At 72.6% G+C, this 25,471-nt stretch carries 23 protein-coding genes and 1 tRNA gene; 7 read left to right on the forward strand and 17 right to left on the reverse strand.

Going from position 1 to position 25,471, the window contains the following annotated elements; translation table 11 throughout:
* Positions 1 to 91: 91 nt before the first annotated feature.
* On the reverse strand, positions 92 to 328 hold the full coding sequence (locus ACFWA7_RS02625) for a DUF397 domain-containing protein (RefSeq protein ID WP_385533412.1): 237 nt from the start codon (positions 326 to 328) through the stop codon (positions 92 to 94).
* Positions 329 to 1,189: a helix-turn-helix domain-containing protein gene (locus ACFWA7_RS02630; RefSeq protein ID WP_385533409.1), complete on the reverse strand. Its 861-nt coding sequence runs from the start codon at positions 1,187 to 1,189 to the stop codon at positions 329 to 331.
* A gap of 184 nt (positions 1,190 to 1,373) precedes the next feature.
* Between ACFWA7_RS02630 and ACFWA7_RS02635 the strand changes: the two genes are divergently transcribed.
* Entirely contained in the window at positions 1,374 to 1,838 is a 465-nt protein-coding gene (locus ACFWA7_RS02635; RefSeq protein WP_385533407.1) for an ATP-binding protein, read from the forward strand.
* Positions 1,832 to 2,266, forward strand: a complete 435-nt coding sequence (locus ACFWA7_RS02640) for a hypothetical protein (RefSeq protein ID WP_385533404.1) — start codon at positions 1,832 to 1,834, stop codon at positions 2,264 to 2,266. Before ACFWA7_RS02635 ends, ACFWA7_RS02640 begins: the two co-directional genes overlap by 7 nt.
* Positions 2,267 to 2,347: 81 nt before the next feature.
* On the opposite strand, the gene ACFWA7_RS02645 is transcribed toward ACFWA7_RS02640, so the two are convergent.
* The 5 genes from ACFWA7_RS02645 to ACFWA7_RS02665 form a co-directional block, all read right to left on the reverse strand.
* On the reverse strand, positions 2,348 to 3,262 hold the full coding sequence (locus ACFWA7_RS02645) for a LysR family transcriptional regulator (protein WP_385533401.1): 915 nt from the start codon (positions 3,260 to 3,262) through the stop codon (positions 2,348 to 2,350).
* Entirely contained in the window at positions 3,259 to 4,440 is a 1,182-nt protein-coding gene (locus ACFWA7_RS02650) for a glycine C-acetyltransferase (RefSeq protein WP_385533398.1), read from the reverse strand. The genes ACFWA7_RS02645 and ACFWA7_RS02650 overlap by 4 nt, the downstream gene beginning before the upstream one ends.
* A gap of 30 nt (positions 4,441 to 4,470) precedes the next feature.
* Positions 4,471 to 5,499 carry an L-threonine 3-dehydrogenase gene (gene tdh / locus ACFWA7_RS02655; RefSeq protein WP_385533396.1) on the reverse strand — a complete coding sequence of 343 codons (1,029 nt, stop codon included), beginning with the start codon at positions 5,497 to 5,499 and terminating at the stop codon, positions 4,471 to 4,473.
* Between the two features lie 171 nt (positions 5,500 to 5,670).
* Positions 5,671 to 9,030 carry a BTAD domain-containing putative transcriptional regulator gene (locus ACFWA7_RS02660; RefSeq protein ID WP_385820437.1) on the reverse strand — a complete coding sequence of 1,120 codons (3,360 nt, stop codon included), beginning with the start codon at positions 9,028 to 9,030 and terminating at the stop codon, positions 5,671 to 5,673.
* 39 nt (positions 9,031 to 9,069) lie between these two features.
* A complete protein-coding gene (locus ACFWA7_RS02665; RefSeq protein ID WP_385533391.1) occupies positions 9,070 to 9,786 on the reverse strand; it encodes a hypothetical protein in 717 nt (238 codons plus the stop codon).
* 288 nt (positions 9,787 to 10,074) lie between these two features.
* On the opposite strand from ACFWA7_RS02665, the gene ACFWA7_RS02670 reads away from it, so the two are divergent.
* From ACFWA7_RS02670 to ACFWA7_RS02680, 3 genes are all read left to right on the forward strand, one after another.
* Positions 10,075 to 10,752 carry a helix-turn-helix domain-containing protein gene (locus ACFWA7_RS02670; protein WP_385820439.1) on the forward strand — a complete coding sequence of 226 codons (678 nt, stop codon included), beginning with the start codon at positions 10,075 to 10,077 and terminating at the stop codon, positions 10,750 to 10,752.
* Between the two features lie 89 nt (positions 10,753 to 10,841).
* The gene (locus ACFWA7_RS02675) at positions 10,842 to 12,116 is read left to right on the forward strand and encodes a VWA domain-containing protein (RefSeq protein ID WP_385820441.1); all 1,275 of its coding nucleotides are present in this window, start codon (positions 10,842 to 10,844) and stop codon (positions 12,114 to 12,116) included.
* Positions 12,116 to 12,877, forward strand: coding sequence for a hypothetical protein (locus tag ACFWA7_RS02680; protein ID WP_385533382.1), 762 nt, complete (start codon positions 12,116 to 12,118; stop codon positions 12,875 to 12,877). Before ACFWA7_RS02675 ends, ACFWA7_RS02680 begins: the two co-directional genes overlap by 1 nt.
* A gap of 7 nt (positions 12,878 to 12,884) precedes the next feature.
* On the opposite strand, the gene pcaD is transcribed toward ACFWA7_RS02680, so the two are convergent.
* The 5 genes from pcaD to ACFWA7_RS02705 are packed head-to-tail and all read right to left on the reverse strand — an operon-like array spanning position 12,885 to position 16,902.
* Positions 12,885 to 14,030, reverse strand: coding sequence for a 3-oxoadipate enol-lactonase (gene pcaD / locus ACFWA7_RS02685; protein ID WP_385820443.1), 1,146 nt, complete (start codon positions 14,028 to 14,030; stop codon positions 12,885 to 12,887).
* Positions 14,017 to 14,538, reverse strand: a complete 522-nt coding sequence (gene pcaG, locus ACFWA7_RS02690) for a protocatechuate 3,4-dioxygenase subunit alpha (RefSeq protein ID WP_385533376.1) — start codon at positions 14,536 to 14,538, stop codon at positions 14,017 to 14,019. The genes pcaD and pcaG overlap by 14 nt, the downstream gene beginning before the upstream one ends.
* Positions 14,535 to 15,323, reverse strand: coding sequence for a protocatechuate 3,4-dioxygenase subunit beta (gene pcaH / locus ACFWA7_RS02695; RefSeq protein ID WP_385820445.1), 789 nt, complete (start codon positions 15,321 to 15,323; stop codon positions 14,535 to 14,537). Before pcaH ends, pcaG begins: the two co-directional genes overlap by 4 nt.
* An 11-nt stretch (positions 15,324 to 15,334) precedes the next feature.
* Positions 15,335 to 16,102 (reverse strand): CoA-transferase subunit beta, encoded by a 768-nt coding sequence (locus tag ACFWA7_RS02700; protein ID WP_385533371.1) that lies wholly within the window; start codon positions 16,100 to 16,102, stop codon positions 15,335 to 15,337.
* On the reverse strand, positions 16,099 to 16,902 hold the full coding sequence (locus ACFWA7_RS02705) for a CoA transferase subunit A (RefSeq protein WP_385533368.1): 804 nt from the start codon (positions 16,900 to 16,902) through the stop codon (positions 16,099 to 16,101). The genes ACFWA7_RS02700 and ACFWA7_RS02705 overlap by 4 nt, the downstream gene beginning before the upstream one ends.
* 190 nt (positions 16,903 to 17,092) lie before the next feature.
* Here ACFWA7_RS02705 and ACFWA7_RS02710 point away from each other — a divergent pair, with 190 nt between their 5' ends.
* Together ACFWA7_RS02710 and ACFWA7_RS02715 are read left to right on the forward strand one after the other, a co-directional pair.
* Positions 17,093 to 17,554, forward strand: a complete 462-nt coding sequence (locus ACFWA7_RS02710) for a MarR family winged helix-turn-helix transcriptional regulator (RefSeq protein ID WP_385533365.1) — start codon at positions 17,093 to 17,095, stop codon at positions 17,552 to 17,554.
* Positions 17,555 to 17,642: 88 nt separating this feature from the next.
* Positions 17,643 to 18,524 (forward strand): NAD(P)-dependent oxidoreductase, encoded by an 882-nt coding sequence (locus ACFWA7_RS02715; RefSeq protein ID WP_385820447.1) that lies wholly within the window; start codon positions 17,643 to 17,645, stop codon positions 18,522 to 18,524.
* Between the two features lie 158 nt (positions 18,525 to 18,682).
* On the opposite strand, the gene ACFWA7_RS02720 is transcribed toward ACFWA7_RS02715, so the two are convergent.
* The 5 genes from ACFWA7_RS02720 to ACFWA7_RS02740 form a co-directional block, all read right to left on the reverse strand.
* On the reverse strand, positions 18,683 to 20,104 hold the full coding sequence (locus ACFWA7_RS02720; RefSeq protein WP_385820449.1) for an FAD-dependent oxidoreductase: 1,422 nt from the start codon (positions 20,102 to 20,104) through the stop codon (positions 18,683 to 18,685).
* A gap of 224 nt (positions 20,105 to 20,328) precedes the next feature.
* Positions 20,329 to 22,386, reverse strand: a complete 2,058-nt coding sequence (locus ACFWA7_RS02725; protein WP_385820451.1) for a phosphocholine-specific phospholipase C — start codon at positions 22,384 to 22,386, stop codon at positions 20,329 to 20,331.
* Between the two features lie 187 nt (positions 22,387 to 22,573).
* The gene (locus ACFWA7_RS02730; protein ID WP_385820453.1) at positions 22,574 to 24,277 is read right to left on the reverse strand and encodes a cytochrome bc complex cytochrome b subunit; all 1,704 of its coding nucleotides are present in this window, start codon (positions 24,275 to 24,277) and stop codon (positions 22,574 to 22,576) included.
* Positions 24,278 to 24,804: 527 nt separating this feature from the next.
* Positions 24,805 to 25,200: a hypothetical protein gene (locus tag ACFWA7_RS02735; RefSeq protein WP_385533350.1), complete on the reverse strand. Its 396-nt coding sequence runs from the start codon at positions 25,198 to 25,200 to the stop codon at positions 24,805 to 24,807.
* Positions 25,201 to 25,307: 107 nt separating this feature from the next.
* A tRNA-Leu gene (locus tag ACFWA7_RS02740) sits at positions 25,308 to 25,395 on the reverse strand.
* Between the last annotated feature and the right edge of the window lie 76 nt (positions 25,396 to 25,471).

The raw sequence follows: 25,471 nt of genomic DNA on the forward strand, positions 1-25,471 counted from the left end.
CGGGGGCTGCCCAACTTCTTCGCGGGGGGCGCACCCGGCTGGGCCGCCGCCGGGCCCCCCCGGGGGCGCCGGGCGGCGCCCGTCCGGTGGATCACGTCAGCAGGAAGTCGGCCTGGCCCGACTTGGCGCCGAGGATGAACGCGGCGATCTCGTTGCTGGTGTAGATCAGAGCGGGGCCCTCCGGGTCGGCCGACTGGCGCATCGCGACCCGGCCGTCGGACAGCTTCATGGCCTCGACGCAGTTGCCGCCGTTACCGCCGCTCCACGGCTTGTGCCAGCCCTCGGTCCCGAGCTCACGGGCCGGCATGCCGTTGTATATGTGATCCATTCACAGCTCCTCGCGGAGATCCGCCAGGATCTCCTTCGTGCGTCGTGCAGTCGCGGCCTGGGCCGCCATGCGGTCCATGACTTCGAGGTGCGTGTCGACCTCGGGGCGCGCGTCGAGATAGACCGCGCCGGTCAGGTACTCGCTGTAGACCATGTCCGGGAGTTCCGGCACGGCGAATCTGAACAGGACGAACGGGCCGTACGTGCCCGGGTGGTGTCCCGTCGCGAACTCCGCCAGCTGGAGCGTCACATGGGGCAGCTCCGCCGCCTCCAGGAGCCGGTCGAGCTGGCCGCGCATCACCTCGGGGCCACCCACCGGGCGGCGCAGCACCGTCTCGTCCATGATCACCCACAGCCGCGGTGCGTCGTCGCGGGTGAGCAGCGACTGGCGCTCCATGCGCAGCGCCACATGCCGGTCGATGTCGGCGGCCCTGGTCTGCCCGAGCGCGCCGCTGACCATCACCGAGCGCGCGTACTCCTCGGTCTGCAGCAGGCCGGGAACGAAATGCGGCTCGTACGTCCGGATGAGCGAGGCCGCGCCCTCCAGGCTGACGTACATGCTGAACCAGTCGGGCAGGATGTCGTGGAAGCGCTGCCACCACCCCGGCTTGTTGGCCTCCTCCGCGAGTTCGATGAAACGGTCCGTCTCCTCGTCCCCGATGCCGTACGCCTTGAGCAGCAGCTGTACGTACGGGATCTTCAGCGAGACCTCGGCCGTCTCCATGCGGCGGATCGTGGCGGGGGCGACCCGGAGCACCTTCGCCGCCTCTTCGCGCCGGAGGCCGGCCCGCTCGCGCAGATCCTGCAGGCGCCGGCCCAGCACGACCTGCCCCACGGTCGGGGCGGACCGGGGTTCACTCACGTCAGACCTCCCCTAAACCCGTTGCCGAGCAGTGTGCCATGCCACCTCAGCCCAGAACACAGCACTCTGCAATTTTCAGAGTGCCCCTTGCCAAGTGTCACGGATGGGTGGAAGGTAAGTCGGTGAACGCCAGCACATGCGGCTGTCGCGTGCGACACCGCTTCCCCACTGTGAGGACCCGGTCGTGGCCCCTGGTAATGCGCTCGTCCCGCAGCTCATAGGCGCGGCCCCCACGGTGTCCGTCGCCGACGTCCGCCGGTACGCGTTCGAACTGTCGGCCCGGCCGGAATCCGCCTCCGCGGCCCGCCGCCACACGGCCGAGGTCACCGTCCGGTGGGGTCTCGGCGAGGACCTGGGCGACGCCGCCGCCCTGGTGATCTCCGAACTCGTCACCAACGCCGTCGTGCACACCGCGGGCACCCGTGTGTCCTGCGAACTCTCCTTCACCGCCGGGCACTTGACGGTCGTCGTCCAGGACCAGGGGTACGGCGTGGGCGGGCCCACGCTGTGCGACGCGGCCGACGGCGAGGAGCGCGGGCGCGGGCTGCTGCTCGTCGACGCGCTGAGCGTCGCCTGGGGCGCCCACCACGTGCCGCGCGGCATCGGCCGGATCGTCTGGGCCCGGCTCGGGGCGGGCCGTACATGCTGAACGGCTCACACACACTTCTGTCCAGAGGCGGCCGGGATGAGGCTGGGGGGCCTCGGGGGCCCGGCTCGCAAGGGGGCGCCGGAGCGACCGGCGGCAGCAGACTCGTGCTGCCGCCGGCGCTCCCGGCGTCTCTGGGCTGCGACGCGGTCGCGGTGCCCGCGTCCTACGGCTTCCGGGTCCTGGCGCGGCTGCCCCGCTCGGGGTGCGTCTTCGCGGACGCCGACTGCTGGTGGTGGGTCGTCCCGGCGGGCTCGGACCACGACCTGACCTGGCCGCACCCGGCCCGCTACGCCCCGGACGCCCGCGTTCCGGAGACCCCGGGACGGCGGATGATCCACTGCCCCGAGGGCACCAGCCCGTACACACCGCCCATCCCGCTGTACCTGGTGGTATGCCAGCTGACTGGAACGGCACCGGCATGGACCTAGCCTGTTCGCTCGCCCGTCGCGCCGACCCGGGGTGGGACTTCGCTCCCCGCCCCGGCGGACCGGACCTGCGCGCCCACGGGCTCAGCCCGTCGTCAGACCTTCCGCCGCCCGGACCAGGGCGTCCAGGACCGGGCTGATCAGCGGGTGGTGCTCGGCGCCGCTGCGGACCGCCGCGAAGACGCGGCGGGTGGCGGCGGGGCCCGCCACCGGGCGCACCACCGTGTTCTTCTGCTCCATGCCGCGCAGCGCCGAGCGGGGCACCAGGGCCACGCCCGCCCCCGCGCCCGCCAGGGCCACCACGGCGCGGAAGTCGTCCGAGGAGTGGATCAGCCGCGGCTCGAAGCCCGCCAGCTCACAGGCGAGGAAGACCACGTCGTGGCAGGGGTTGCCGGGGTACGGGCCGATCCAGTCGTCCTCGGACAGCGCCGACAGACGCACCTCGGGCACGTGCGCCAGGGGGTGTCCGGCCGGGAGCACCGCGTCGAAGGGCTCCGCGTAGAGCGCGACCCGGACCATGCGCCGGTCGTCCTCCCTGGGGGCGCCCCGGTACTCGACCGCCAGCGCCAGGTCCGCCTCGCCGTCCAGGACCATGGGCAGCGACTCGTCGCCCTCGGCGTCGCGGACCCGGACCCGGATCGTGGGGTGCGTCCCGCGCAGCAGGGCCACGGCCGGGGCGAGCACCTCCGCGATGCCGGTGGCGAACGCCGCCACGGTCACATCGCCGGCCGCTCCGCCCGCGTACGCCGCCAGCTCCGCCTCCGCCCGCTCCAGCTGGGCGAGGACCGCGTTGGCGTGCTCCAGGAGGATCTCGCCGGCCGCCGTGAGCCGTACGCCCTTGCCGCTGCGGGTCAGCAGCGTGTGGCCGGTCTCCTGCTCCAGGGCGGCGAGCTGCTGGGAGACGGCGGAAGGGGTCAGATACAGCGCTGCGGCCGCGGCGGTCACCGTACGGTGGTCCGCCGCGGCGCGCAGGATGCGGAGCCGGCGCGGGTCGATCACCCGGCCATTGTCGCCCGCGCGTCGATGAACGCCGCCACGGCCCGCTCCACATCGGCCGTGGAGTGCGCGGCGGAGAGCTGGACGCGGATACGGGCCTGGCCCATCGGGACCACCGGGTAGGAGAAGCCGATCACGTACACACCGCGCTCAAGGAGCAGCTCGGCCATGCGGGCGGCCTCGGCGGCGTCGCCGATCATGACGGGGGCGATGGCGTGGTCGCCGGGCAGGATCTCGAAGCCCGCCTCGGTCATCCGCGTCCGGAAGAGCGCGGTGTTGGCGGCGAGCTTGTCGCGCAGGTCACCCGCCGATTCCAGCAGGTCCAGGACCTTCAGGGAGGCGGCGGCGATCACCGGGGCCAGCGAGTTCGAGAAGAGGTACGGGCGCGAGCGCTGGCGCAGCAGGGCGACGATCTCGGCGCGGGCCGCGACGTAGCCGCCGGAGGCGCCGCCGAGGGCCTTGCCGAGGGTGCCGGTGATGATGTCGACGCGGTCCATGACGCCGTGCAGCTCGGGCGTGCCGCGGCCGCCCGGCCCGACGAAGCCGACGGCGTGCGAGTCGTCGACCATGACCATCGCGTCGTAGCGGTCGGCGAGGTCGCAGATCTCCTGGAGCGGAGCGACGTAGCCGTCCATGGAGAAGACACCGTCGGTGACGATGAGGCGACGGCGCGCACCGGAGGCCTCCTTGAGCTTCGCCTCCAGCTCGGCCATGTCGCGGTTGGCGTACCGGTGGCGGGCGGCCTTGGAGAGGCGGATGCCGTCGATGATCGAGGCGTGGTTGAGGGCGTCGGAGATCACCGCGTCCTCGGCGCCGAGGATGGTCTCGAAGACACCGCCGTTGGCGTCGAAGCAGGACGAGTAGAGGATCGTGTCCTCCTGGCCGAGGAACGCCGACAGACGGGCCTCCAGCTCCTTGTGGACGTCCTGGGTGCCGCAGATGAAGCGGACCGAGGCCATGCCGTAGCCCCAGCGGTCGAGGGCCTCCTTGGCGGCGGCGACCACCTCGGGGTGGTCGGCGAGGCCCAGGTAGTTGTTGGCGCAGAAGTTCAGGACCTCGCCGGTGGGGACCGAGACCGAGGCGTTCTGCGGGGTGGAGATCACCCGCTCGGGCTTGAAGAGACCGGCCTCGCGGATCTCGTCGAGGGTGTTCTGGAGGTCGTCGCGAACGGACGCGTACATGCTCAGGCTCCTAGATGCCGTGAAGCGGACTCAGGCGGTCCAGTCGAGGATGATCTTGCCGCTGCGGGCGGTGGCGGCCTCGTCGAAGGCCGCGTCGAAGTCCCGGTACGCGTAGCTGCCGGTGATCACCGGGGAGAGGTCGAGGCCGCCTTCGAGCAGCACCGTCATCGCGTACCACGTCTCGAACATCTCGCGGCCGTAGATGCCCTTGACCGTGATCATCGAGGTGACGATCTTCGACCAGTCGACGGCGAACTCCTGCGCGGGCAGTCCGAGCATCGCGATCTTGCCGCCGTGCGTCATGTTGTCGATCATGTCGCGCATGGCCTCGCCGCGGCCGGACATCTCCAGGCCGACGTCGAAGCCCTCGCGCAGACCGAGCTGGCGCTGGGCGTCCGCGATGGAGGACTGCGCCACGTTCACCGCGAGCGTCGCACCGGCCTTGCGGGCCAGCTCCAGGCGCTCGGGGCTGACGTCGGTGATCACGACGTTGCGGGCGCCCGCGTGCTTGGCCACGGCCGCCGCCATGATGCCGATCGGGCCCGCCCCGGTGATCAGGACGTCCTCGCCGACCAGCGGGAAGGAGAGCGCGGTGTGCACGGCGTTGCCGAACGGGTCGAAGATCGCGGCGACGTCGAGGTCGACCGGGGTGCGGTGCACCCACACGTTGGAGGCGGGCAGCGCCACGTACTCCGCGAAGGCGCCGTCGCGCCCCACGCCGAGGCCGATCGTGGAGCGGCACAGGTGACGGCGGCCCGCCAGACAGTTGCGGCACTTGCCGCAGACCAGATGGCCCTCGCCGCTGACCAGCTCACCGACCGCGATGTCCCGGACGTCCGCGCCGACCGCCGCGACCTCGCCGACGAACTCGTGGCCGAGGACGAGGGGGGTCCTGACGGCGCCCTGCGCCCAGCCGTCCCAGGAGCGGATGTGCAGATCGGTGCCGCAGATGCCGGTGCGCAGCACCTTGATCAGCACGTCGCCGGGGCCGGTCTCCGGCTCGGGGACGTCCATGAGCCACAGTCCGGGTTCGGCGTGCTGCTTGACAAGGGCCTTCATGGGGGGCGGCTCCCGGGACGTACAAAGAGGGCGAAAGCCATGGTTCCATGGCTGATCACTAATCTGCCGAGCAAGAGCCTCTCGCGTCCATCGAGGTTTTCTTAAGCGGGCCAACAGCCGAGCTTCACGCGCCCCTGGCTGCTCCCCCTTCACTCGCCTCACCACCGCACCTCACACCAGGGCCGCGGCCGCCTCCACCGCCAGTCCGTGCCCCTCCTCGTAGGAGCGGCGGTACGCGGTGCCGTCGAGCACGGCGCGCAGTTCCGCCTCGGCGCGGAGCCGGACGGCGGGCTCGGACGGCAGCGGCCGCAGTCCGAAGCCGCCGTGCCGCCCGGTGGCGTGCCGGTCGTACGCGCCGAGCAGGCGGGCGCCCTCCTCGGCGGCGCCGAGGTGCGCCTTCGCCCAGGCGGCGACCAGGAACTGACTGATAATCAGGTGGGGTGCGACCAGATACGCCTGCCCCTCCAGCTGCCGCACCGCCTCCCGCACCCGCCCGAGCGCGTCGGTGTAGGCGCCACCGAGGCAGTCCAGCCAGCCGTCCACCCCGGCGACCAGACCGCGGAACATCTCCGGGACGGCCGTGGTGAACTCGGCCTCCATCAGGCGCAGTTGCTCGCGTGCCAGACCCACCCGACCGGTGGCCGCGTAGTGGTGGGCGAGCAGCATCCGGGCGGTGCCGACGCCCTCGCCCGCGTAGTGGCGCGACTCCTCGACGGCGTCGAGCAGCAGCCGCTCGGCCCGCTCGCTCTCCTCGTCCGTCCCGGCGACCGCGAGGCGGACCGTCGCGAGGCGCGCCTTGAACATGGGGCCCTGGGCGTACGCGCCGGTCCAGGTGGTGGACTCCATGGCGCGCTCGAAGTCGGCCGCGGCCTCTTCGTACCGGCCCTGCCGCGAGTGGTCCTCGCCGCGTGCCGAGAGCGTCTCCGCGATGGCCCACGGGTCCCCGAGCCGTTCGAACAGGGCCAGCGCCTCGTCCGCGTCGGGGCCACCGACCAGCTTGGAGCGGAGCAGCAGCGCGAAGGCGAGGTCCCACGGCTCGCCGTGCGCCCGGCAGTCCTCGACCATCGCGTCGACGGCCTGCGGGAACCCGGCGAACTCATGGGTGAGCATCCGGGCGAAGTACCAGACGGACCCGGGCTGGCGGCAGTTCTGCGGCATCGCGGAGCCGTACGCGGCCACGACGCGCCGCAGATACGGCCCGGCCGCGGCGCCGGCGAACTCCGCGCCCTCGCCCTCGCCGCCCGCGAACAGCATCATCCGCACCCCGCGCCGGGCCTCCCACAGCTGCTCCTCGGACCACGGCGGCGGCGCGTCGGTGCAGCGCGCCGCGAGCGGCACGGCCGGGCGCACCGGCTCCGCGAACGGGTCGGGCCCCAGCCCGGTCGCGGCGAGCGACCAGGCGCGGGCATCGCTCTGGTGGCCGCGCAGCTGCCAGAACCAGCTCATGGAGAGGGTCAGACAGAGCGCGTCCTGCTCGCGGCCGTACTCGACCGCCCTGCCGAGCGCGGTCCGCACGTTCCCGTGCTCCGTCTCGAACCGCCGCATCCCGCCGGCCTGCCGGGGCCCGCGCAGCACGGCCTCGCCGGTGCGGGCGAGTTCGCGGTACGCGACCAGGTGGCGCAGCTCGACGGCCTTGCGCTCACCGGACTCGGCGAGGCGCTCGGCGGCGTACTCCGCGACGGTCTCAAGGAGCCGGTAGCGCATCACGCCACCGTCCGGGGCCGCCACGACCAGGGACTTGTCGACGAGGGAGGCAAGCAGGCCGAGTACGTCGGCGGGGTGTTCCGACGTGGTGGCGGGATCGGCGCAGACCGCCTCCGCCTCCGGCAGCGCGAAGCCGCCGGAGAAGACGGCGAGGCGGCGCAGCACCGCCCGCTCGCGTGCGTCGAGGAGCTCCCAGGACCAGTCGACCACGGCCCGCAGGGTCTGCTGCCGGGGCCGCAGCGTCCTGCTGGTGCGGGCGCCGTCCCCGAGCAGCCGGAACCTGTCGTCGAGGCGGTCCGCGAGCTGGCGCGGGGTGAGCATCCGCAGCCGGGCGGCGGCGAGTTCGAGGGCGAGCGGCAGCCCGTCGAGGCGGCGGCAGACCTCGGCGGCGGCCTCGGGGTCCTCGGAGACGCGGAACCCGGCCCGGGCCGCCGCGCCCCGCTGGCCGAACAGCCGCAGGGCGGTGTCGAGCGGCAGGGGTCCGACCGCGCGCACCCGCTCCCCCGGGACGCCGAGGGGTTCCCTGCTGGTGGCGAGAATGGTGACACCGGGGCAGCAGGTGAGCAGTTCGTGCGCCAGCTCGGCCGCCCCGGCGGCGATCTGCTCGCAGTTGTCGAGGACGAGCAGCATCCGGCGGTGGCCGCAGTGCGCGACGAGCCGTTCCAGCGGGTCGCCGGGTCCGCCCTCGGCCCCGGTGAGCAGCACGCTCTCGCGCGCCCCGAGTGCGGTGAGCAGGGCCTGCGGCAGCCGCGCCGCCTCCCGAACGGGCGCGAGCTCGGCCAGCCAGACGCCGTCGGCCCACTCCGGTGCGACGGCTTCGGCGGCCTCCAGGGCGAGCCGGGTCTTGCCCGCGCCGCCGGGCCCGGTGAGGGTGACGAGCCGCCCGTCGGCCAAGTCCGCGCGCAGGGCGCGGAGTTCCGGCTCGCGCCCGACGAAGGAGGTGAGCCGGGCGCGGAGGTTGCCGGGGTTGGCGCCGGGACGCGGTGCGCCTTGGGTGTACGTGGGCGGCGCGGCCCGTACCCGTGCCGCCGGGTCCGACGCGCTCTCCGCGGGCGGGCCGGTCCGCGCCGTCGGCTCCGGCGCCGGGGCGGCGTCCCGCAGCAACTCGGCGTGCAGCGCCCGCAGTTCGGGCCCGGGGGCGGTGCCCAGTGCCTCGTCGAGGGCGACCCGGGCCGACTCGTACGCCACCAGCGCCTCGGCCCGGCGGCCCGCCGCCGTCAGCGCGCGCAGGTGCAGGGCCCGCAACGGCTCGTCCAGGGGTGTCGCGGCGACCAGGGCGGCCAGTTCCGGCAGGGTCTGCTCGGCGCGGCCGAGGGCGGTCTCGGCGGCGAGGCGGGACCGGCGCGCCTCGGAGTGGCGGCGCTCGGCCCGTACGACGAGCGGGTCCCGCTCCCGTACCGGAAGGTCGGCCAGGACCGGCCCCTGCCACAGCGCGAGGGCCTGGTCGAGCAGTCGTGCCGCCCGCTCCGCGTCCCCGTCCGCCAACGCGTCCGCGCCTTCCCGCGCCAGCCGTTCGAAGCGGAACACGTCGATGTCGTCGGGGCCGGCGGCCAGCCGGTAGCCGCCCGGCACGGACTCCACGGCGCCCCGGCCGAGCGCCCTTCGCAGCCGGCCGGCCAGCGCCTGCACCGCGGCGGCCTCGTCGGCGGGTGCGGTGTCGTCATCGCCCCAGACCCGTGCGGCCAGCTCCGGTACCGGCACCGCGCGTCCGGCGCCCGCCGCAAGCGCGGCGAGCAGCGCCCGCAGCCGGGCGCCGCCGAGGGGCACCTCACTGCCGTCCGGGCACAGGGCCCGCGTCGGTCCGAGTACGCGGTAGCGGAGTGTCACCCGCTCATTGTCCACGGCGGTCGTGGCGGGTGTTCCCGGTCAGCCCTCGGCGGGGGCCGGGTCCGTGCGGACGACGCTCAGATGGCCTCGGCGCCGGGTGATCACGACGTTCCTCGGCGCGCTCTTGGGCGCGTGCGCGCGGGCCTCGGCGGGCTCGCGGCGCAGGACCAGGGTGACCCGGCGCAGTCCCAGCTCGCCCAGCGTGCCGGAGGACTCGTCGAGGACGCGGCACTCCACGGCGTCCCAGCCGGGGTCGGGGTGGCGCACGGCGCGTACGGTCCCGTCGTGGTGCACGGCGGCCGGGCCGACCATGCGCATCCAGTGCGGCAGGCCCTGCTGGTAGGCCGCGCTCATCAGCGGGTCGTCGGCGATCTCGCGGCGCACGGCCCGCAGTTCGGGGTCGTGCGGGTCCTGCTCCAGAGCGGACGAGAGCTGCGCGAGCATGGGGAGGCACCAGCCCGTCTCGTGCTGGGCGAGCACGGAGCCCGCGTGCGGGTGGAAGAGCACGAAACGCAGGAAGTTGTGGCGCGGCATCGCGGTGGGGTGGGGGCCCACGGCCCGGAAGAGCGTGTCGTACGCGGTGTTGGCGTGCACGATGTTCCAGCTGCGGTCGACGAGGAACGACGGTAGGTCCGTGGCGTCCATCATCGCGATGTGGTCGTCGACGTAGGCACGCGCCTCGGCGTCCCACTGGCCGGTGGCGGTGGCGGTGGCGCCCCGTACGTTCTCCGGTACGGGGCCGGCTGACCTGTTCACCAACGGTTCTTTCACCATCGAGAACGCGACTCCTCTTGCAGGCACGCGGTGCGCCTGCCGTCCTCCACGTCCTCATCGCACAGAGGTCGATCTTCGCACCGTGCTGCGATCCTGCTCCCGCCGACAAGACAATGTCAACCATCGTGGCATTCCAGCCCGAGAACGCCTCAAATACGCCACAGCTGTGGCAAGTTCTGGTTCTCGACGGCGTGAGCAAGTAGCCTCCGGACATATTCACTTTGTGTTCGAGCTGTGTGGAGCAACTCGTGTGATCTAGGAGAATTACTGGTGACGGACGGCTTCTCGGATCCGGGACCGGCGGCCACGGGCCCCCTGGGGGACATCGCCGCCCGCGTCGGCGAACTGGCCCGCAAGCTCGGAATGAGCCAGGTAGAGGTCTTCGACGTCCACCAGCTCTCCGACGCCTCGGGTGTTCCGGCCGATGTCGTCCAGGCGCTGCTCGACGGCGTTGCGGCCGGCGAGCCGGACGTCCAGGCCCGGTTCCTCCAGCGCTTCGGAGCGCTGCGCCGCTCCCGGCTCAAACCCAACGGCCGCCCCTACACCCAGCAGGAGATCGCCGACGGCGCCGGGATGTCCCGGCAGCAGGCGGGTGCGCTCATCAACGGCGACCGCCGCCCGACCATGGAGCACTGCGACGCCATCCAGCGCTTCTTCAAGGTCCACGCGGGCTATCTCACCGCCGAGGACAGCGAGGCCCTGGGCGACGCCCTGCTCCGCACCGAGCAGGAGCTGCTGCACTCCTTCGCCGCCCGCGAGCACGACCGGGAGCGCGGACTCGACACGCTCGCCCCGGCCGGGGAGGACCCGCTGGAGCGCCTCCTTCAGGACCACGGTGTGCGCGGCATCGCCTGGCGGGCCGCGCAGCTCCCCACGGACAAGCACCGGGACAAGGTCACCGAGTGGCTGGACATGCTCCTGGAGAGCGTCAAGCGGGTGGATCCCTGACCCGGGCGCCCTTCGGCCCGCCTCTCGGCGGAACCGGCCGCCGCACCGCTGGATTTGGGCGGGGATACGATCTTCCATAGGATCCGGCGATGATCACCAGAAAACGGCTGGCGGCCGGGGTGGGCGCGCTGCTCGCCACCCTCGCCACCGGTATCCTCCCGGCCGACGCGGTCGCGGACGACGGACCGCCCGCGCAGAAGGCCGCACCCAAGGTCGAGCTGGTGCTCGACGTCAGCGGCTCGATGCGGGCCCGCGACATCGACGGCCAGTCCCGGATCGCCGTCGCCAAGCAGGCCTTCAACGACGTGCTGGACTCGGTCCCGCCGGAGGTCGAGCTCGGCATACGCACGCTCGGCGCCAACTACCCGGGCAACGACCGCCAGGTCGGCTGCAAGGACACCCGCCAGCTGTACCCGGTCGGCCCGCTCGACCGCACCGAGGCGAAGACCGCCGTCGCCACGCTCGCCCCGACCGGCTGGACGCCGATCGGCCCCGCCCTCCAGGGCGCGGCGCAGGACCTCAAGGGCGGCGAGGCGACCCGCCGGATCGTGCTCATCACGGACGGCGAGGACACCTGCGCCCCGCTCGACCCGTGCGAGGTGGCGCGCGACATCGCCGCCCAGGGCATCCACCTGGTCATCGACACCCTCGGCCTCAACCCGGACGCCAAGACCCGTGACCAGCTGACCTGCATCGCCCAGGCGACCGGCGGCACGTACACCGCGGTGAAGCACAAGGACGAGCTCAAGGACCGCGTCAAGCAGTCGGTGGACCGCGCCGCCGACCCGGTGGTGGTCCCGGTCGCCACCAACGGCGCCGCCGGCTGTGAGAGCGCGCCCCAGCTCAAGCCCGGCCTGTACACCGACCGCGAGACGTTCGGCGAGCACCGCTGGTACAAGGTCGAGGTCAAGCCCGGCCAGGAGCTGCGCGCCGCCGTCAGCATCGGCGCCGACCGCCCCGTCAACAACGACTACGGCGTCCTGATGCGGGCCGTCACCCGGCACGGCCGGGAGATCGTCCGCGGCTCCGAGGCGGGCGACGGCCGCACCGACCTGATCTCGACGGGTCTGCGCTATCCGAAGCCCAAGGCGAAGGACGACGCCGACAAGGACGCCATCGAGACCGTCTGCCTCCAGGTCAGCAACTCCTTCTCGGCGCCCGCGTCGGTGAAGACCACGCCCGGCATGCCGGTCGAGCTGACCGTGGACGTCGTGGACGGCCCCGACCAGCCGTCCGACGTGGCCGCCTTCGGCCTCGGCCGCGGCTGGTGGCTGCTCGGCGTGCTGGTGCTCACCGGCCTGCTCGCCGGTCTGCTGTGGGGCTGGATCTCGCGCTGGCGCGTGGCTGTCTGGAGGACCAACTGATGCGTACCACAAGGATGCTGGCCGCGGCGCTGCTCACCGGCGCCGCGCTGCTCGCTCCGGCGGCCCCGGCGCTGGCCGGAACGCCCTCGCCCAGCCCGAGCAAGTCCACCGGCGCGCCGACGGAGGCGGGCACCACGTTCCGTACGGCGACGCCCGTCAAGCAGGGCCAGCAGGCCACGGCGACGGCGTCGAGCGGTGACTACCTGTACTGGGTCTTCCCCGCCGACGCGGGGCAGCGCCCCACCGTCGACGCCACGGTGACGCTGCCGTCGGCCGGCCGCCAGGCGGCGACGACCTGGCGGATCGACGTGTACGACGGGCTGCGACGCCGCCAGCCGTGCATGTACGGGGCGCAGTCCCGCGCGGCCGCGCCCGACGCCACCAGCGTGACGCTCTCCTGCACGCTGCGCCCGGTGCGGGCCTGGGCCGACGGCTGGTCGAACGACCCGCTGCCGGGCAGCTACTACGTACGGCTGACCGCCGTCGGTCTGCCCGCCTCCGAGCGGGGTCTGCCCGTCAAGGCGGAGATGAAGCCGACCACCCTGAAGACGGGCGGCTCCAAGGCGGTGGACGGCAGCCTCTCCACCCCACTGGGGGCGGGCGGCCCGAAGGCCGAGCCGGAGGACGGCTGGTCGTCCGGCTGGTGGACCGACCGCTGGATCTGGACGGCCGTCGGCGGTGTGCTCGGCGCGCTCGCCGGTGTCGCCGGGTACGCGCTGACCCGCGGCCGGGGCCGCCCGTCGTACGCCCCACAGGGCTGACGTCCCGTCACTCCGCCTGCGCCACCGGCTCGGCCAGCACCCGCTGGGCCACGGCGAAGGCGGAGTTGGCGGCGGGCACCCCGCAGTAGACCGCGGTCTGGAGCAGCACCGCGCCGATCTCGTCCGGGGTGAGCCCGCCCCGGCGCGCGGCCCGCACATGGAGGGCCAGCTCGTCCAGGTGCCCGCGGGCCACGAGCGCGGTCAGCGTGATGAGGCTGCGCTCGCGCCGGGTGAGCGTCGGATCGCCCCAGATCTCGCCCCAGGCGTACCGGGTGACGAGGTCCTGGAAGCGGGCGGTGAAGGCGTCGGTGCGGGCCTCGGCCCGGTCGACGTGGGCGTCCCCGAGGACCTCGCGGCGGATCGCGGCGCCGCCCGGCGCGGGCGGCGCCAAGTGGCCGCGCAGAGCGGCCAGTACGGCCTCGGGACGCTCCACCGGGGCGAGGTGGGAGGCGCCCGCGATCTCGACGAGCGAGGCTCCCGGGACGGCGTCCGCGAGTTCGCGCGCGTGCGCGGGCGGGGTGACCGGGTCGGCCCGCCCGGCGATCACCAGCGTCGGCGCCGCGATCTTCTTCAGCTCGGTCCGCAGGTCGTACCCGGCCAGGGCGTCGCACGCCGCCGCGTAGCCGCGCGGGTCGGCGGCGCGCAGGTCCGCGAGCGGGCCCGGCGCCTCGAACCCGGGCGTGAACCACCGCCCGGCGGCGCCCGCCGCGACCGGCTCCATCCCCTCCCGGCGTACGACGCCGGCCCGCCCGTGCCAGGGTTCCCGGCCGCCGAAGTCCGCCGAGGCGCAGACCACGGCGAGCCGGTCCACGCGGTCCGGATGGTGCGCGGCGAGCCACATCCCGACGGCTCCGCCGAGCGAGACCCCCGCGTACGAGAAGCCGCGCACCCCAAGGGAGTCGGCGAGCCGGAGCACGAGGCGGGCGAGGTCCCCGACGCCGGCGCCCGGCCCGATCAGCGCGGTGGGCGAGCCCCCGTGGCCGGGCAGGTCCCACCGGACGACCCGGTGGGTGGCGGCGAGCCCGGGGGCGACGCCGTCCCACACGGCCGTGGACGTCCCCAGGGCGGGCCCGAGGACCAGCACCGGGCCGCCCGCCGGGCCTTCGCAGCGGTGGTGGAGGAGACCTGCGTCCCCGGGGTCAGCGGAACTCAAGGAACACCGTCTCCTTCGCGCCCTGGAGGTGGATGTCGAAGCGGTGGCCGCGCGCCCCGGGGTCGGGCACCGCCACCAGCGTGCGGCGCAGCTCCGGCTCCAGGGAGTCGAGCAGCGGGTCCGGCGCCCCGGTCAGATACACCCTGGTGAAGAGGTGGTGCAGCAGGCCGCGTGCGAAGACCGCGACGCAGAGGTACGGGACCCCGGCCGGCGCCAGCGTGCGGACGGTCCAGTGGCCGGACGCGTCGGTGGGGACGCGGCCGAAGCCGGTGAAGTCGACCCCGTTGCGGCCGAGGGAGCCGGGCTTCCCGGTCCGGGAGCCGTCGGGCCCCGGCTGCCAGAACTCCAGGAGGGCGTCCGGTACGGGCTCGCCCTCGCCGTCGTAGACGTGGCCGTGCAGCGTGACGGTGTCCGGGTGCCCCGGCGGCGCCATCGCCTCACCGCCCGAGAAGGGCAGGGCGTGACCGTAGAAGGGGCCGATGGTCTGGGAGGGCGTCGGATGCCTCACTGCTCCCCCTCCCCGAACGCGGTGGCCGAGGGCCCGTCCAGGACGATGTCCCAGCGGTAGCCCAACGACCAGTCGGGGACGGACAGTTCGGGATCGTACGCCGCGACCAGCCGCCGCCGCGCGGCCTCGTCGGGGACCGAGAGCAGGATCGGGTCGTAGGTGAGCAGCGGGTCGCCCGGGAAGTACATCTGGGTGATCAGCCGCTGGGTGAAGGCGGTCCCGAAGAGCGAGAAGTGGATGTGCGCGGGCCGCCAGGCGTTCTCGTGGTTCTGCCAGGGGTAGGCGCCCGGCTTGACGGTGGTGAAGGAGTAGCGCCCCTCCGCGTCGGTGAGGCAGCGCCCGAAGCCGGTGAAGTGCGGGTCGAGGGGCGCGCGGTGCCGGTCGAGCTGGTGGGCGTACCGCCCGGCCGCGTTGGCCTGCCAGATCTCGGTCAGCTGACCCGCCACCGGCCGCTCGCGGCGGTCCAGGATCCGGCCGCTCACCGTGATGCGCTCGCCCAGCGGCTCGCCCCGGTGGTGCGCGGTCAGATCGTGGTCGAGCGGGCCGACGTCGGTGGCGCCGAAGACCGGCCCGCGCAGCTCGACGGCGTCCGGGTCGCGCACCGGCAGCGGCGGGCGCCGTGGGTGGCGCAGCCGGCTGCCCACGTACGGCGGGAAGTCGCGGGGCGGGTGGTCAGCGGCCCGCGCCGCGGCCCGGACGGCGGCCCGGACGTCGGCCGCCTCCGTGTCGATGACATGCTGATCGAGACCGTCGGGTGGTGCCCCGTACTGCTGACGAGATGTCATCTCTGCCTCTTTCAGGCCGATTTGAGAGCGCTCAGCTCCTTCAGCTCCACTTCACTGGGCGGCGGGGTCACCCCCACCCGGTCCGCGGTCCGCAGCGGCCACCCCGTCGCCTCCCGCACCTGGCCGACGGTGACGCCGGGGTGCACCTCGGTCAGGACCAGTTCGGCGGTCTCCGGGTCCGGGCGCAGGACGCCGAGGTCGGTGATGACGGCGACCGGGCCCCGGCCGCGCAGCCCGTGGCGGGCGCGGTCGCCGGGGCCGCTCCCGTGGCCCAGGGTGGTGACGAAGTCGAGGCGCTCGACCAGGGTGCGCGGCGAGTGGCGCAGTGCGATGAGCACCTCGCCGCAGTGCGCGGCGATCTCGGGGGCGCCGCCCGCGCCGGGCAGCCGCCCCCGCGGGCGGCCGGAACCCCGGTCCACCTCGGTCGTGTTGATGTTGGCGTACCGGTCCAGCTGGGCCGCGCCGAGGAATCCGACGTCGATACGGCCGCCCTGGAGCCAGTAGTTGAACATCTCGGCCACCGGGACCAGCGCGTCGGCGGTGTCGGCGAGTTCGCCGTCGCCGATGGAGAGCGGCAGCCGGGACGGCTTGGCGCCGATGGCCCCGGACTCGTAGATCAGGACCAGGCCGGGGTTGTGCACTCGGCGGGCGAGGTTGGCGGCCGTGGACGGCAGTCCGATGCCCACGAAGCACGTCCGCGCGCCCGCGAGGGCCCGCGCCGCGCCCACCTCCATCAGCACGTCACCGCCGGGGCGGCCCCGGCCCGGCCCTTCGCTCATCCGGTCACACACTCCTTGAGCCACTGCTGGAACACTCCCCGGTCCCGCGAGACGCGGTCCCACTCCCGGTAGTAGTCGTTGTCCCGCTCCGAGTACCCCGCGGCGTACGAGGGATGGGCGCCGCCCGGCACCCAGGCCACGGCGTCGACGACCCAGCCCGGCAGCACCACGCAGCCAGGGCACGGCTCCAGCACCTCGACGAGTTCCTCGACGGTGACGAGCACCCGCTCGGCCGCGAGGACCGCCTCCTTCTGCACCCCGGCGAGCCCCCACAGCTGGACGTTGCCCTCGCGGTCGGCCTGCTGGGCGTGGATGACCGTGACGTCCGGGTTGACCGCGGCGACCGCCGCCAGCTCCTGCCCGGTGAAGGGGCAGTCGATCGTTGACAGCGTTGTCGTACGGCGTCCCAGATCGCTCCCCCGGTAGCCGTTGAGGAGCGCGAACGGCAGCCGCGAGGCGCCCGCCGCATAGCGGTTGGCCATACCCGCGTGGCTGTGCTCGTCCAGCTCCAGCGGCCGCGGCCAGCCGTTCTCGACCGCGTCGCGGAAGCGGTGCAGCGAGCCGACGCCCGGGTTGCCGCCCCAGGAGAACACCAGCTTCCTGGCCAGCCCCGCCCCGATGAGCTGGTCGTAGATCACGTCCGGGGTCATCCGCACCAGAGTGAGATCGGTGATGCCCTGCCGGATGACCTCATGCGCCGCCGCGAACGGAATGAGATGGGTGAACCCCTCCATGGCGACCGTGTCCCCGTCGCGGATCAGGTCGGCCACCGCCTCGCGCAGCCCTCGAATTTCGGCCATTGCTTCCCCCTGCCCTTCGCTTCCCCGTAGCGGTAGGCTCAGTGTTTAGTCAGTGCACTGAGCACCTACCGCCTTCCGAAGCTAACGGGACGAGTCGGGCGGGTCAACACCCTCAGTGCGCTGAACACTTGACCGTACGCGGTTGACCGAAAGCGCTCGCTTTTGAGCGGCAGTACGAGAGGAACACGCCGTGTCCGCAGTCGACTTGAGCGGCCACCCCGGACATCTGGCCCGGCGGCTCCAGCAGGTCCACCATCTGCTCTGGAACACCATGGTCTCCGAGCAGACCACCTCCCCCCAGTTCGCCGTCCTCAACACCCTGGTCGCCTCCCCGGGCCTGGACCAGCGGACCGTCGGCGAGCGCGTGGGCCTGGACCGGTCGACCATCGCCGAGGTCATCAGCCGGCTCACCCGGCGCGGCCTGCTGCGCAAGACGCGCGACCCGCGCGACGGCCGCCGCTCCCGGCTCGCCGTCACCGACGAGGGCCGCGCCGTGCACCGCGAACTCACCGTCCGCACGGCCCGGATGAACGAGGTCTTCCTCGCCCCGCTGGCCCCCGCCGAACAGACCGTCTTCCTCGACCTGCTGCGCCGGGTCGCGGACGCGGCCGAGGGCCTGGGCGAGGCGACCGAGGAGGCGGCGGCGAGCTGACCGGGCGAGGCGGTCCCCACCGCCGCCCCCTTCGGACGCCAAGCTGGTCCGGTACGCACAGGACCGCGCCCGACGAAGGAGACCCGCCATGTCCGTCCCCCGCACCGCCCCCGACCGCCCGACCGTCGCCGTCCTCGGCACCGGGATCATGGGCGCCGGCATGGCCCGCAGCCTGCTGCGCGCGGAGCTGCCGGTGCGCGTCTGGAACCGTACGCACGCCAAGGCCGCGCCGCTCGCCGCCGACGGGGCGCATGTCTGCGCGAGCCCCGAGGAGGCGGTGCGCGGCGCGGACGTCGTCCTGACCATGCTGCACGACGGCCCCTCGGTCGCGGAGGCGATCGAGGCGGCCGCGCCGGGCCTGGCCCCCGGCGCGCTGTGGCTCCAGTGCGCCACGGTCGGCCCGGAGGCGACCGTCGAACTCTCCGCGCGAGCGGCCGGGTTGGGCCTCGCCTATCTCGACGCGCCGGTGGCCGGCACCCGCCTCCCGGCCGAGCAGGGCAAGCTCACCGTCTTCGTCGCCGGTCCGGAAGAGGCCCAGGAGGCCGCCGCGCCCGTCCTGGAGGCGATCGGGCAGCGCACCATCCGGGCGGGCGAGGAGCCGGGCGCGGCCTCCCGGCTGAAGCTGGTCGTCAACACGTGGGTGATCAACCTGGTGAACAGCGTCGCCGAGTGCCTCAACCTCGCCGAGGCGCTTGAGCTCGACCCCAAGGTGTTCCTGGACGCCATGGCGGGCGGGCCGCTGGACAGCGCGTACCTCCAGGGCAAGTCGGCGGCCCTGCTCTCCGGCGACCTCACCCCCAGCTTCGCGCTCTCGACCGCGCTCAAGGACGCACGGCTGATCCTGGACGCGGCCGAGCGCACGGGCGTACGGCTCGACCTGATGACCGCGTCCGCCGCGCGGTTCGCGCGGGCGCAGTCGGCGGGGCATGGCGACGAGGACATGATCGCGACGTACTTCGCGGGACGCTGAGCGCTCGGCCGGACGTGTCGTGGTGCGGCTGCGGACCGTGCGTGACCGGTCGCTCCCCCAAGTTCTCGGCTTCGCTCGAACAGGGGGGACCCCATCGCGGCGGAGCCGCACATGTCACGGCCCCGCGCCCCTGAAGGGCGCCGGGCCGCAGCGAGGCCTCAGTTCCCCTCCCGCCGCAGCGGCGGCTCCTGCGGCGTGGGCCGTACCGGGCCGAACAGCACCGCCTTCGCGATGCGCGGCGCGAACAGCGACGTCACCGGGGCCGCCAGGAACAGGACTTCACGCAAGGCCGCGCCCACGACCGGGTCGCCGGTGGCGCGCAGTTCGACGCGCTCCAGGTACCACCCCGAGATCCGGTCGGCGACCGTGCCGCCCGCCGCGCTGCCCTCGGCGCCCGGCATGTTCTTGTCCGACCCGGCCGAGATGTCCCACGCCTGGCGCGCCGCAGCGAACAGCGCCTTCTGTACCCTGCGGGTCGTCGGCGTACGCCGGGTGTCGGTGAGCGCGTCGCGCAGGGCGACGGCGCCCAGGGCCGCGACCGTCATGCCCTGTCCGTAGATCGGGTTGAACACGCACTGGGCGTCACCGGTGGCCAGGAACCCGGCCGGGCGGCGGCCGGGGCGGTCGTAGCGGCGGCGCACGTTCGCGGTGGTGCGGTAGGAGAGCGCGGCGGACTCGGGCTTCGCCCCGTCGAGCCACAGGCGCACGATCGGGTGCGGCAGCCGGTCGGCGAACTCGGTGAACCCCTCGTCGTCCGTGGGCGGTTCGGCGCCGCGCAGCCCGGAGAGCGTGACCATCCACCGGTCGCCCTCGACCGGCAGCACCACCGCCCCGTACGTCTGGCCGACGTGGGGGACGATGAAGTGCCCGTCCATGTCGTCGTAGTCCGACCCGTCCGCCGGGCCCCGGTAGACCCGCGTCGCATAGGCGAGCCCGGTGTCCAGGGTCTCCTCCTCGGGCCGCTCCGCGCCCAGCGCGGTGAGCCAGTCGGGGGCCCGGCTGCCACGGCCGGAGGCGTCCACGACGAGGTCGGCGGCGAGCGGCTGCGGCTCGCGGCCCACGGCGGCCGCCGCCGCTCCCCGCTCGCGCAGCAGCACCCCGCGCACCCGCCGGGAGTCGCCGAGCAGCCCCACCGCCTCGGTGCCCTGCACGGTCTCGATGCGCGGGCCGGCCAGAACCCGGCGGCGGACCAGCCACTCCAGGAGCGGCCGGGAGGGGGTGAGGACGTGGGCGGTGGCCTCGGTGCGCCGGTACCAGCTCCCGGCCTGCCACTGCACCAGGTCGCTCGGCATGCCGAGGTGGGGCGCGCCGTGTTCGCGCAGCTCGTCCGTGATGCCCGGCAGCAGTTCGTCGAAGGCCTGCTGACCGGCCGTCAGCAGTACGTGGGTGTGGCGGCTCTGCGGCACGCCGCCGCGCGGCTCGGGCCCGTCGGGCAGCCGGTCGCGCTCGATCACCGTGACCCGGTCGACGTGGTCCGCGAGCACATGGGCCGCGAGCAGCCCGGCCAGGCTCGCCCCGATGACGACGGCGTGCCGCCCCCCGCCCCGGGACGCGCCCGTCCCGTTCACCGTCTCCAACAACGTACTTCCCCTTGTCCGCCGCGGTCCGTGGCCGACCAGTATGACGCGCGGGGAAGCTCCCGACCGGCCGGAGTCATACGATTTGGCCCGATCCGACCGCTCGCCCGGCAAAGGCCAGGCCCCGCGGGCCCCATGGAACGCACCGACCGCACGGCTCCCCCGGACCCCATGGACACGGACCGGGCCGCCCCCTGGGGGACGGCCCGGCCGCAGACGCGGGGCGATCAGGCGGTGAGGATCGCCGGGTCGCTGACGCCGGCCGTGCCGGTCTCCACATGTCCGGCGAACCGGCGCAGGAACGTGGAGCTGCCGCTGGAGACCACCGACACGTCGTACCAGCGCTTGCTCACCGTCAGGTCGACCGTGTACTTGACGGTGGCGCCGGGCTGGACCGTGAGCGCCTGGGACGCGCCGCCGTACCCGTTGGTGACCGTGAGGCGCGCTCTCGACGTGCCCGCGTTGGTCAGGGTCAGGTCGAGGTTGCCGGTGGCCGCGTTGTGCCGGGCGGTCACCTCGGGACCCGCGGTCCTGCCGGGGTTGCGGAAGGTGCGCAGGAACCCGTTGGGCCCGAATACCGTCAGGTCGGTGGTGCCCTTGGAGTACGCGGTGTTCCACGCGTCGGAGAGCGTCCTGCCCGCCTCCGTGGTGTAAGTCCACGGCCCGTCGGTGCGGTTCGGGGAGGTCACGAAGAACTGGGCGCCCGCCGAGGCACCGGCGCCGAAGGTCAGCGTGAACTTGCCGGTGGACACGTTGGCCGAGCCGTCCACGTACGGCGCGTACCGCAGCGGCCGGGTCCTGCGCGAGCCCCGCTCCTGCCTGGGCACGCTGCCGGTCGCGGGCGGCACCGGCACGAAGTCCGGGTGCCGGTTGTGGTCCGGCGGCACATAGGCGGCGGTGGGGGGCAGCGCGGCGGGCGCGGTGTCCGACTTGCCGAAGTCGAACGCCGAGGTCAGGTCGCCGCAGACGGCCCGCCGCCAGGGCGAGATGTTGGGCTCCTGCACCCCGAACCTGCGCTCCATGAAGCGGATGATCGAGGTGTGGTCGAAGGTCTCGGAGCAGCTGTAGCCGCCGGTGGACCAGGGCGACACGACGAGCATCGGGACGCGCTGGCCGAGCCCGTAGGAACCGGCCGCGTAGCTGATGCCACCGGCGTAGTAGTCGGCCGAGGTCGAGACCGTGGACAGGCCCTGGTTGGCCGAGGAGGGCGGGAACGGCGGCACGATGTGGTCGAAGAAGCCGTCGTTCTCGTCGTACGTGATGAACAGCGCGGTCTTCGCCCACACATCGGGGTCGGAGGTCAGCGCGTCGAGCACCTGGGAGATGTACCAGGCGCCGTAGTTCGCGGGCCAGTTGGGGTGCTCGGTGAACGCCTCGGGCGCGGCGATCCAGGACACCTGCGGCAGCTTTCCGGCCTTGACATCGGCCTTGAGGATGTCGAAGAAGCCCTCGCCCGCCTTGGCGTTGGTGCCGGTGCGCGCCTTGTCGTAGAGCGGGTCGCCCGGCTTGGCGTTGCGGTAGTTGTTGAAGTACAGCAGCGAGTTGTCGCCGTAGTTGCCGCGGTAGGCGTCGTTGATCCAGCCCCAGCCGCCGGCCGCGTCAAGGCCGTCGCCGATGTCCTGGTAGATCTTCCAGGACACCCCGGCCTTCTCCAGGCGCTCGGGGTAGGTCGTCCAGCCGTACCCCTTCTCGTCGTTGCCGAGGACGGGCCCGCCACCGGTTCCGTCGTTGCCGGTGTACCCGGTCCACATGTAGTAGCGGTTCGGGTCGGTGGAGCCGATGAACGAGCAGTGGTACGCGTCGCAGATGGTGAAGGCGTCGGCCAGCGCGTAGTGGAACGGGATGTCCTCACGGGTGAGGTACGCCATCGTGGTGGACGTCTTGGCGGGCACCCACTGGTCGTACTTGCCGTTGTTGAACGCCTTGTGGCCGCCGGCCCAGTCGTGGTTGAGGTCCTGGATGAACTGGAGGCCGAGGTTGTCCGCCTTGGGCCGGAACGGCAGCACCTCCTTGCCGCCGCTCTCCTGGTGCCAGACCGACTTGCCGCTGGGGAGCGTGACGGGGCGCGGGTCGCCGAAGCCGCGCACGCCCTTGAGCGAGCCGAAGTAGTGGTCGAAAGAACGGTTCTCCTGCATCAGGACGACGACGTGCTCGACGTCCTGGATGCTGCCGGTGCTGCCCTGCGCCGGGATGGCGGCGGCGCGGGCGATGCTGTCGGACAGCATGGTGAGGGCCGCGGTGCCGCCGGCGAGCTGCATGAACCGGCGCCGATTGAGTTCAGCCATGAGTGAGGTGACCTCTGTAAGGGTGTGGGGACAGAAGCGACTGGAGTGTTCCAAGAACAGCGACGAATACGGAAGACCCAGTGGCGTATCCGTGTCGCGCGGCGGTACGGAAGACGAACAGGCCCCGCCGCGACCGACGGGGCCCGCCCTGCGTACGTACCGGCCCCCATGGGGCCCTCATGGGGCCCTAATGGGGCCGACTCGCCTGCCCCGGCCCTTGCTCCTGCCCCTGCTCCTCTCCCTGCCCGTGGCCGTGGCCCGAGCTCTGGATCTGCTTGTACTCCTCGACGGTGGCCTTGGGCACGTGCGAGCCCGGCCCGTAAAGGGACTTGGCGAGCTTGGCGCGCAGCCGCCGGGAGCGGGTGACCTTGCGCCGTACGCCGTTCTCGTCGACCTCCGGGCCCAGTTCGAAGGGCGCGGGCTGCTCGTGCTGCGTGAGTTTGTAGAGCTGGCCCTGGTCGAGCGGCTCGTGCACCTCCACGTACTCGCCGTGCGGCAGCCGCTTGATGATGCCGCTCTCCCGGCCGTGCAGCGCCTTGTCCCGGTCCCGTAGCTGGAGTCCCAGGCAGATGCGCTTGGTGACGATGAAGGTCAGCACCGGTCCGGCGAAGAAACCGATCCGTACGAACCAGGTGATCGAGTTGATCGAGAGGTGGAAGTGGGTGGCCCACAGGTCGTTGCCACCGCCGACCAGACAGATGAAGTACATGGCCAGCCAGGCCGTACCGAGGCCGGTGCGGACGGGGTGGTTGCGCGGCCGGTCCGCTATGTGGTGCTCGCGCTTGTCCCCGGTGATCCACGCCTCGATGAACGGATAGGCGCCGATCGCGGCGAGCAGCACCGGGAAGAGCGTGAACGGGATGAGGACGCCGAGGGCGAGCGTATGGCCCCAGGCGTTGATCTCCCAGCCGGGCATCACCCGGATCAGGCCCTCGGAGAAGCCCAGGTACCAGTCGGGCTGGGCGCCGGTCGAGACGAGGTCCGGCCGATAGGGTCCCATCGCCCAGACGGGGTTGATGGTCGCCACCGCACCCATGATCGTCAGCAGCCCGAAGACCAGGAAGAAGAACCCGCCCGCCTTGGCGGTGTAGATGGGCATCAGAGGCGCACCCACGACGTTCTTCTCGGTCCGGCCGGGCCCGGCGAACTGGGTGTGTTTGTGGTAGAAGACCAGGATCAGATGGGTGACGACCAGCCCCAGGATGAGGCCCGGCAGCAGCAGCACATGCGCCGAGTAGAGCCGCGGAATGATGTCGTGCCCGGGGAACTCTCCGCCGAAGAGGAAGAACGAGATGTACGTACCGATCACCGGGATCGACAGGATGGCGCCGTCGGCGAACCGGATGCCGGTGCCGGAGAGCAGGTCGTCCGGGAGCGAGTAGCCGGTGAGACCGGTGATGAGGGCCGTGAACAGGATGGTCCAGCCGAACAGCCAGTTCAGCTCGCGCGGCTTGCGGTAGGCCCCGGTGAAGAACACACGCATCATGTGCACCAGCAGCCCGGCGCAGAACACCAGCGCGGACCAGTGGTGGACCTGACGTATCAGCAGCCCGCCGCGCACATCGAAGCTGAGGTCGATGGTGGACTCGTAGGCCCTGGTCATCCGCACGCCGCTCAGCGGGGTGTACGAGCCGTTGTAGACGACCTCCACACCGCTCGGCTCGAAGAAGAGCGTCAGATAGATACCGGTGAGAATGAGGACGAGGAAGCTGTAGAGGCAGATCTCGCCGAACATGAAGGACCAGTGGTCCGGGAAGATCTTGCGCATCTGGGTCCTGGCGATCGAGTAGATGCCAAGGCGCCCGTCCGCCCAGTCGGCGAGCTTCTCACCCTTCGCCGGCTCGGCCGGTCGCGCTGAGTCCTCGGTGCCGCTCCTGATATCGGTGCTCATGCGTCTCCCCCTCAGGCGTTCCATCCCTCAAGGCCTGTAACAGGGTAGACATCGGAACACCCGGGCCAACAGCCCTTACCCGGCCGCGACTTGAGTGAGCCGGGCCACGCGGTGACGCTGCGTTCCATGCGGGGTCGGCTACGGCGTCCGCCGAGCGCCTCGGATGCGCCCGGCGGACGCCCGCGAGTCAGCCGGCGAGAGGGGCCTCGCGCGCGACGAGTTCCCAGGTGGGCTCGGACATGGCGGTGGCGGTGGCCGTGGCTGCGGCTGTGGTGTTCAAGTGCTGCTCCCCTGCGAGGTGTTCGGTGGGGTGGGGGGTGACGGCGGTGACTGGCGGAGACGTAACAACGGCGGCTCACGATGGAACGCTCAAGAATACCAACCGAGCGGTTCATTTTGCTAGCAACGACGCAACTCCATCAGGCCCCAAATGCCACAGAAGCCAAACTAACGGGATCTCCTGTCGAGCGGAACCAGGCACATCGGTCTGATCTGCTCGTCCCCTTCTTCGCCCCTTCTCTCTTTACTCACTCCGCGACGGGCAGCGCGGCCCGCAGCTCCCGTGGGAGCGGGTACGCCCGGGCAAGGGCGGCGATGATCTGATGGGCCACGTCCCGGTCGGCATCCGGGTCGGCCTCTTCGAGGAGCGGCCCCTCCTCACCCGCGTCCGGGGGCGCGGCAAGAAGCTCGACGAGTTCATCCCGTACGGACTGCTCGTCCACGCCCCATGTCCCGGCGTCGGCAAGCTGCTCGTCGACATACCGATGGACCCGCTCCAGGGTGGCCTTGACCGGCCTGCCGCTGAATTCGGCCTTCACCGTGGGCTCGCCGGCCGCCTCCTGCATCCCGGCGGGCGACGCCAGCAGGGCGACCACGGCGTCCTTCACATCAAGACGGGTCAGGAAGACGCTCACTACGGACATGGACCGTGTGTATCGCATCCGGCTACAGCGAGAGTCGCGGGGACGTCGAGCCGCACGCGCACTGCCCCCAGAAACGCAGAAAACCCCAGATCAACTGGGGTTTTCGCTGGTGTCCGAGGGGGGACTTGAACCCCCACGCCCGATAAAGGGCACTAGCACCTCAAGCTAGCGCGTCTGCCATTCCGCCACCCGGACCAGGTGTTTGTCTCGCAGGTTTGTTCCCCGCGGCGACAGAGATAACTCTACCAGGGGTTCGAGGTGGTGTTCACCC

The sequence above is a fragment of the Streptomyces sp. NPDC059994 genome (assembly GCF_042737755.1).
In the GTDB taxonomy this organism is placed as follows: domain Bacteria; phylum Actinomycetota; class Actinomycetes; order Streptomycetales; family Streptomycetaceae; genus Streptomyces.

Bases quoted from the DNA above. Each gene is read 5' to 3' on its own strand.
- ACFWA7_RS02625 (WP_385533412.1), bottom strand. From the start codon at position 328: ATGGATCACATATACAACGGCATGCCGGCCCGTGAGCTCGGGACCGAG.
- ACFWA7_RS02640 (WP_385533404.1), top strand. From the start codon at position 1,832: ATGCTGAACGGCTCACACACACTTCTGTCCAGAGGCGGCCGGGATGAG.
- ACFWA7_RS02650 (WP_385533398.1), bottom strand. From the start codon at position 4,440: ATGTACGCGTCCGTTCGCGACGACCTCCAGAACACCCTCGACGAGATC.
- tdh (WP_385533396.1), bottom strand. From the start codon at position 5,499: ATGAAGGCCCTTGTCAAGCAGCACGCCGAACCCGGACTGTGGCTCATG.
- ACFWA7_RS02675 (WP_385820441.1), top strand. From the start codon at position 10,842: ATGATCACCAGAAAACGGCTGGCGGCCGGGGTGGGCGCGCTGCTCGCC.
- ACFWA7_RS02680 (WP_385533382.1), top strand. From the start codon at position 12,116: ATGCGTACCACAAGGATGCTGGCCGCGGCGCTGCTCACCGGCGCCGCG.
- pcaH (WP_385820445.1), bottom strand. From the start codon at position 15,323: ATGACATCTCGTCAGCAGTACGGGGCACCACCCGACGGTCTCGATCAG.
- ACFWA7_RS02700 (WP_385533371.1), bottom strand. From the start codon at position 16,102: ATGAGCGAAGGGCCGGGCCGGGGCCGCCCCGGCGGTGACGTGCTGATG.
- ACFWA7_RS02705 (WP_385533368.1), bottom strand. From the start codon at position 16,902: ATGGCCGAAATTCGAGGGCTGCGCGAGGCGGTGGCCGACCTGATCCGC.
- ACFWA7_RS02715 (WP_385820447.1), top strand. From the start codon at position 17,643: ATGTCCGTCCCCCGCACCGCCCCCGACCGCCCGACCGTCGCCGTCCTC.
- ACFWA7_RS02725 (WP_385820451.1), bottom strand. From the start codon at position 22,386: ATGGCTGAACTCAATCGGCGCCGGTTCATGCAGCTCGCCGGCGGCACC.
- ACFWA7_RS02730 (WP_385820453.1), bottom strand. From the start codon at position 24,277: ATGAGCACCGATATCAGGAGCGGCACCGAGGACTCAGCGCGACCGGCC.
- ACFWA7_RS02735 (WP_385533350.1), bottom strand. From the start codon at position 25,200: ATGTCCGTAGTGAGCGTCTTCCTGACCCGTCTTGATGTGAAGGACGCC.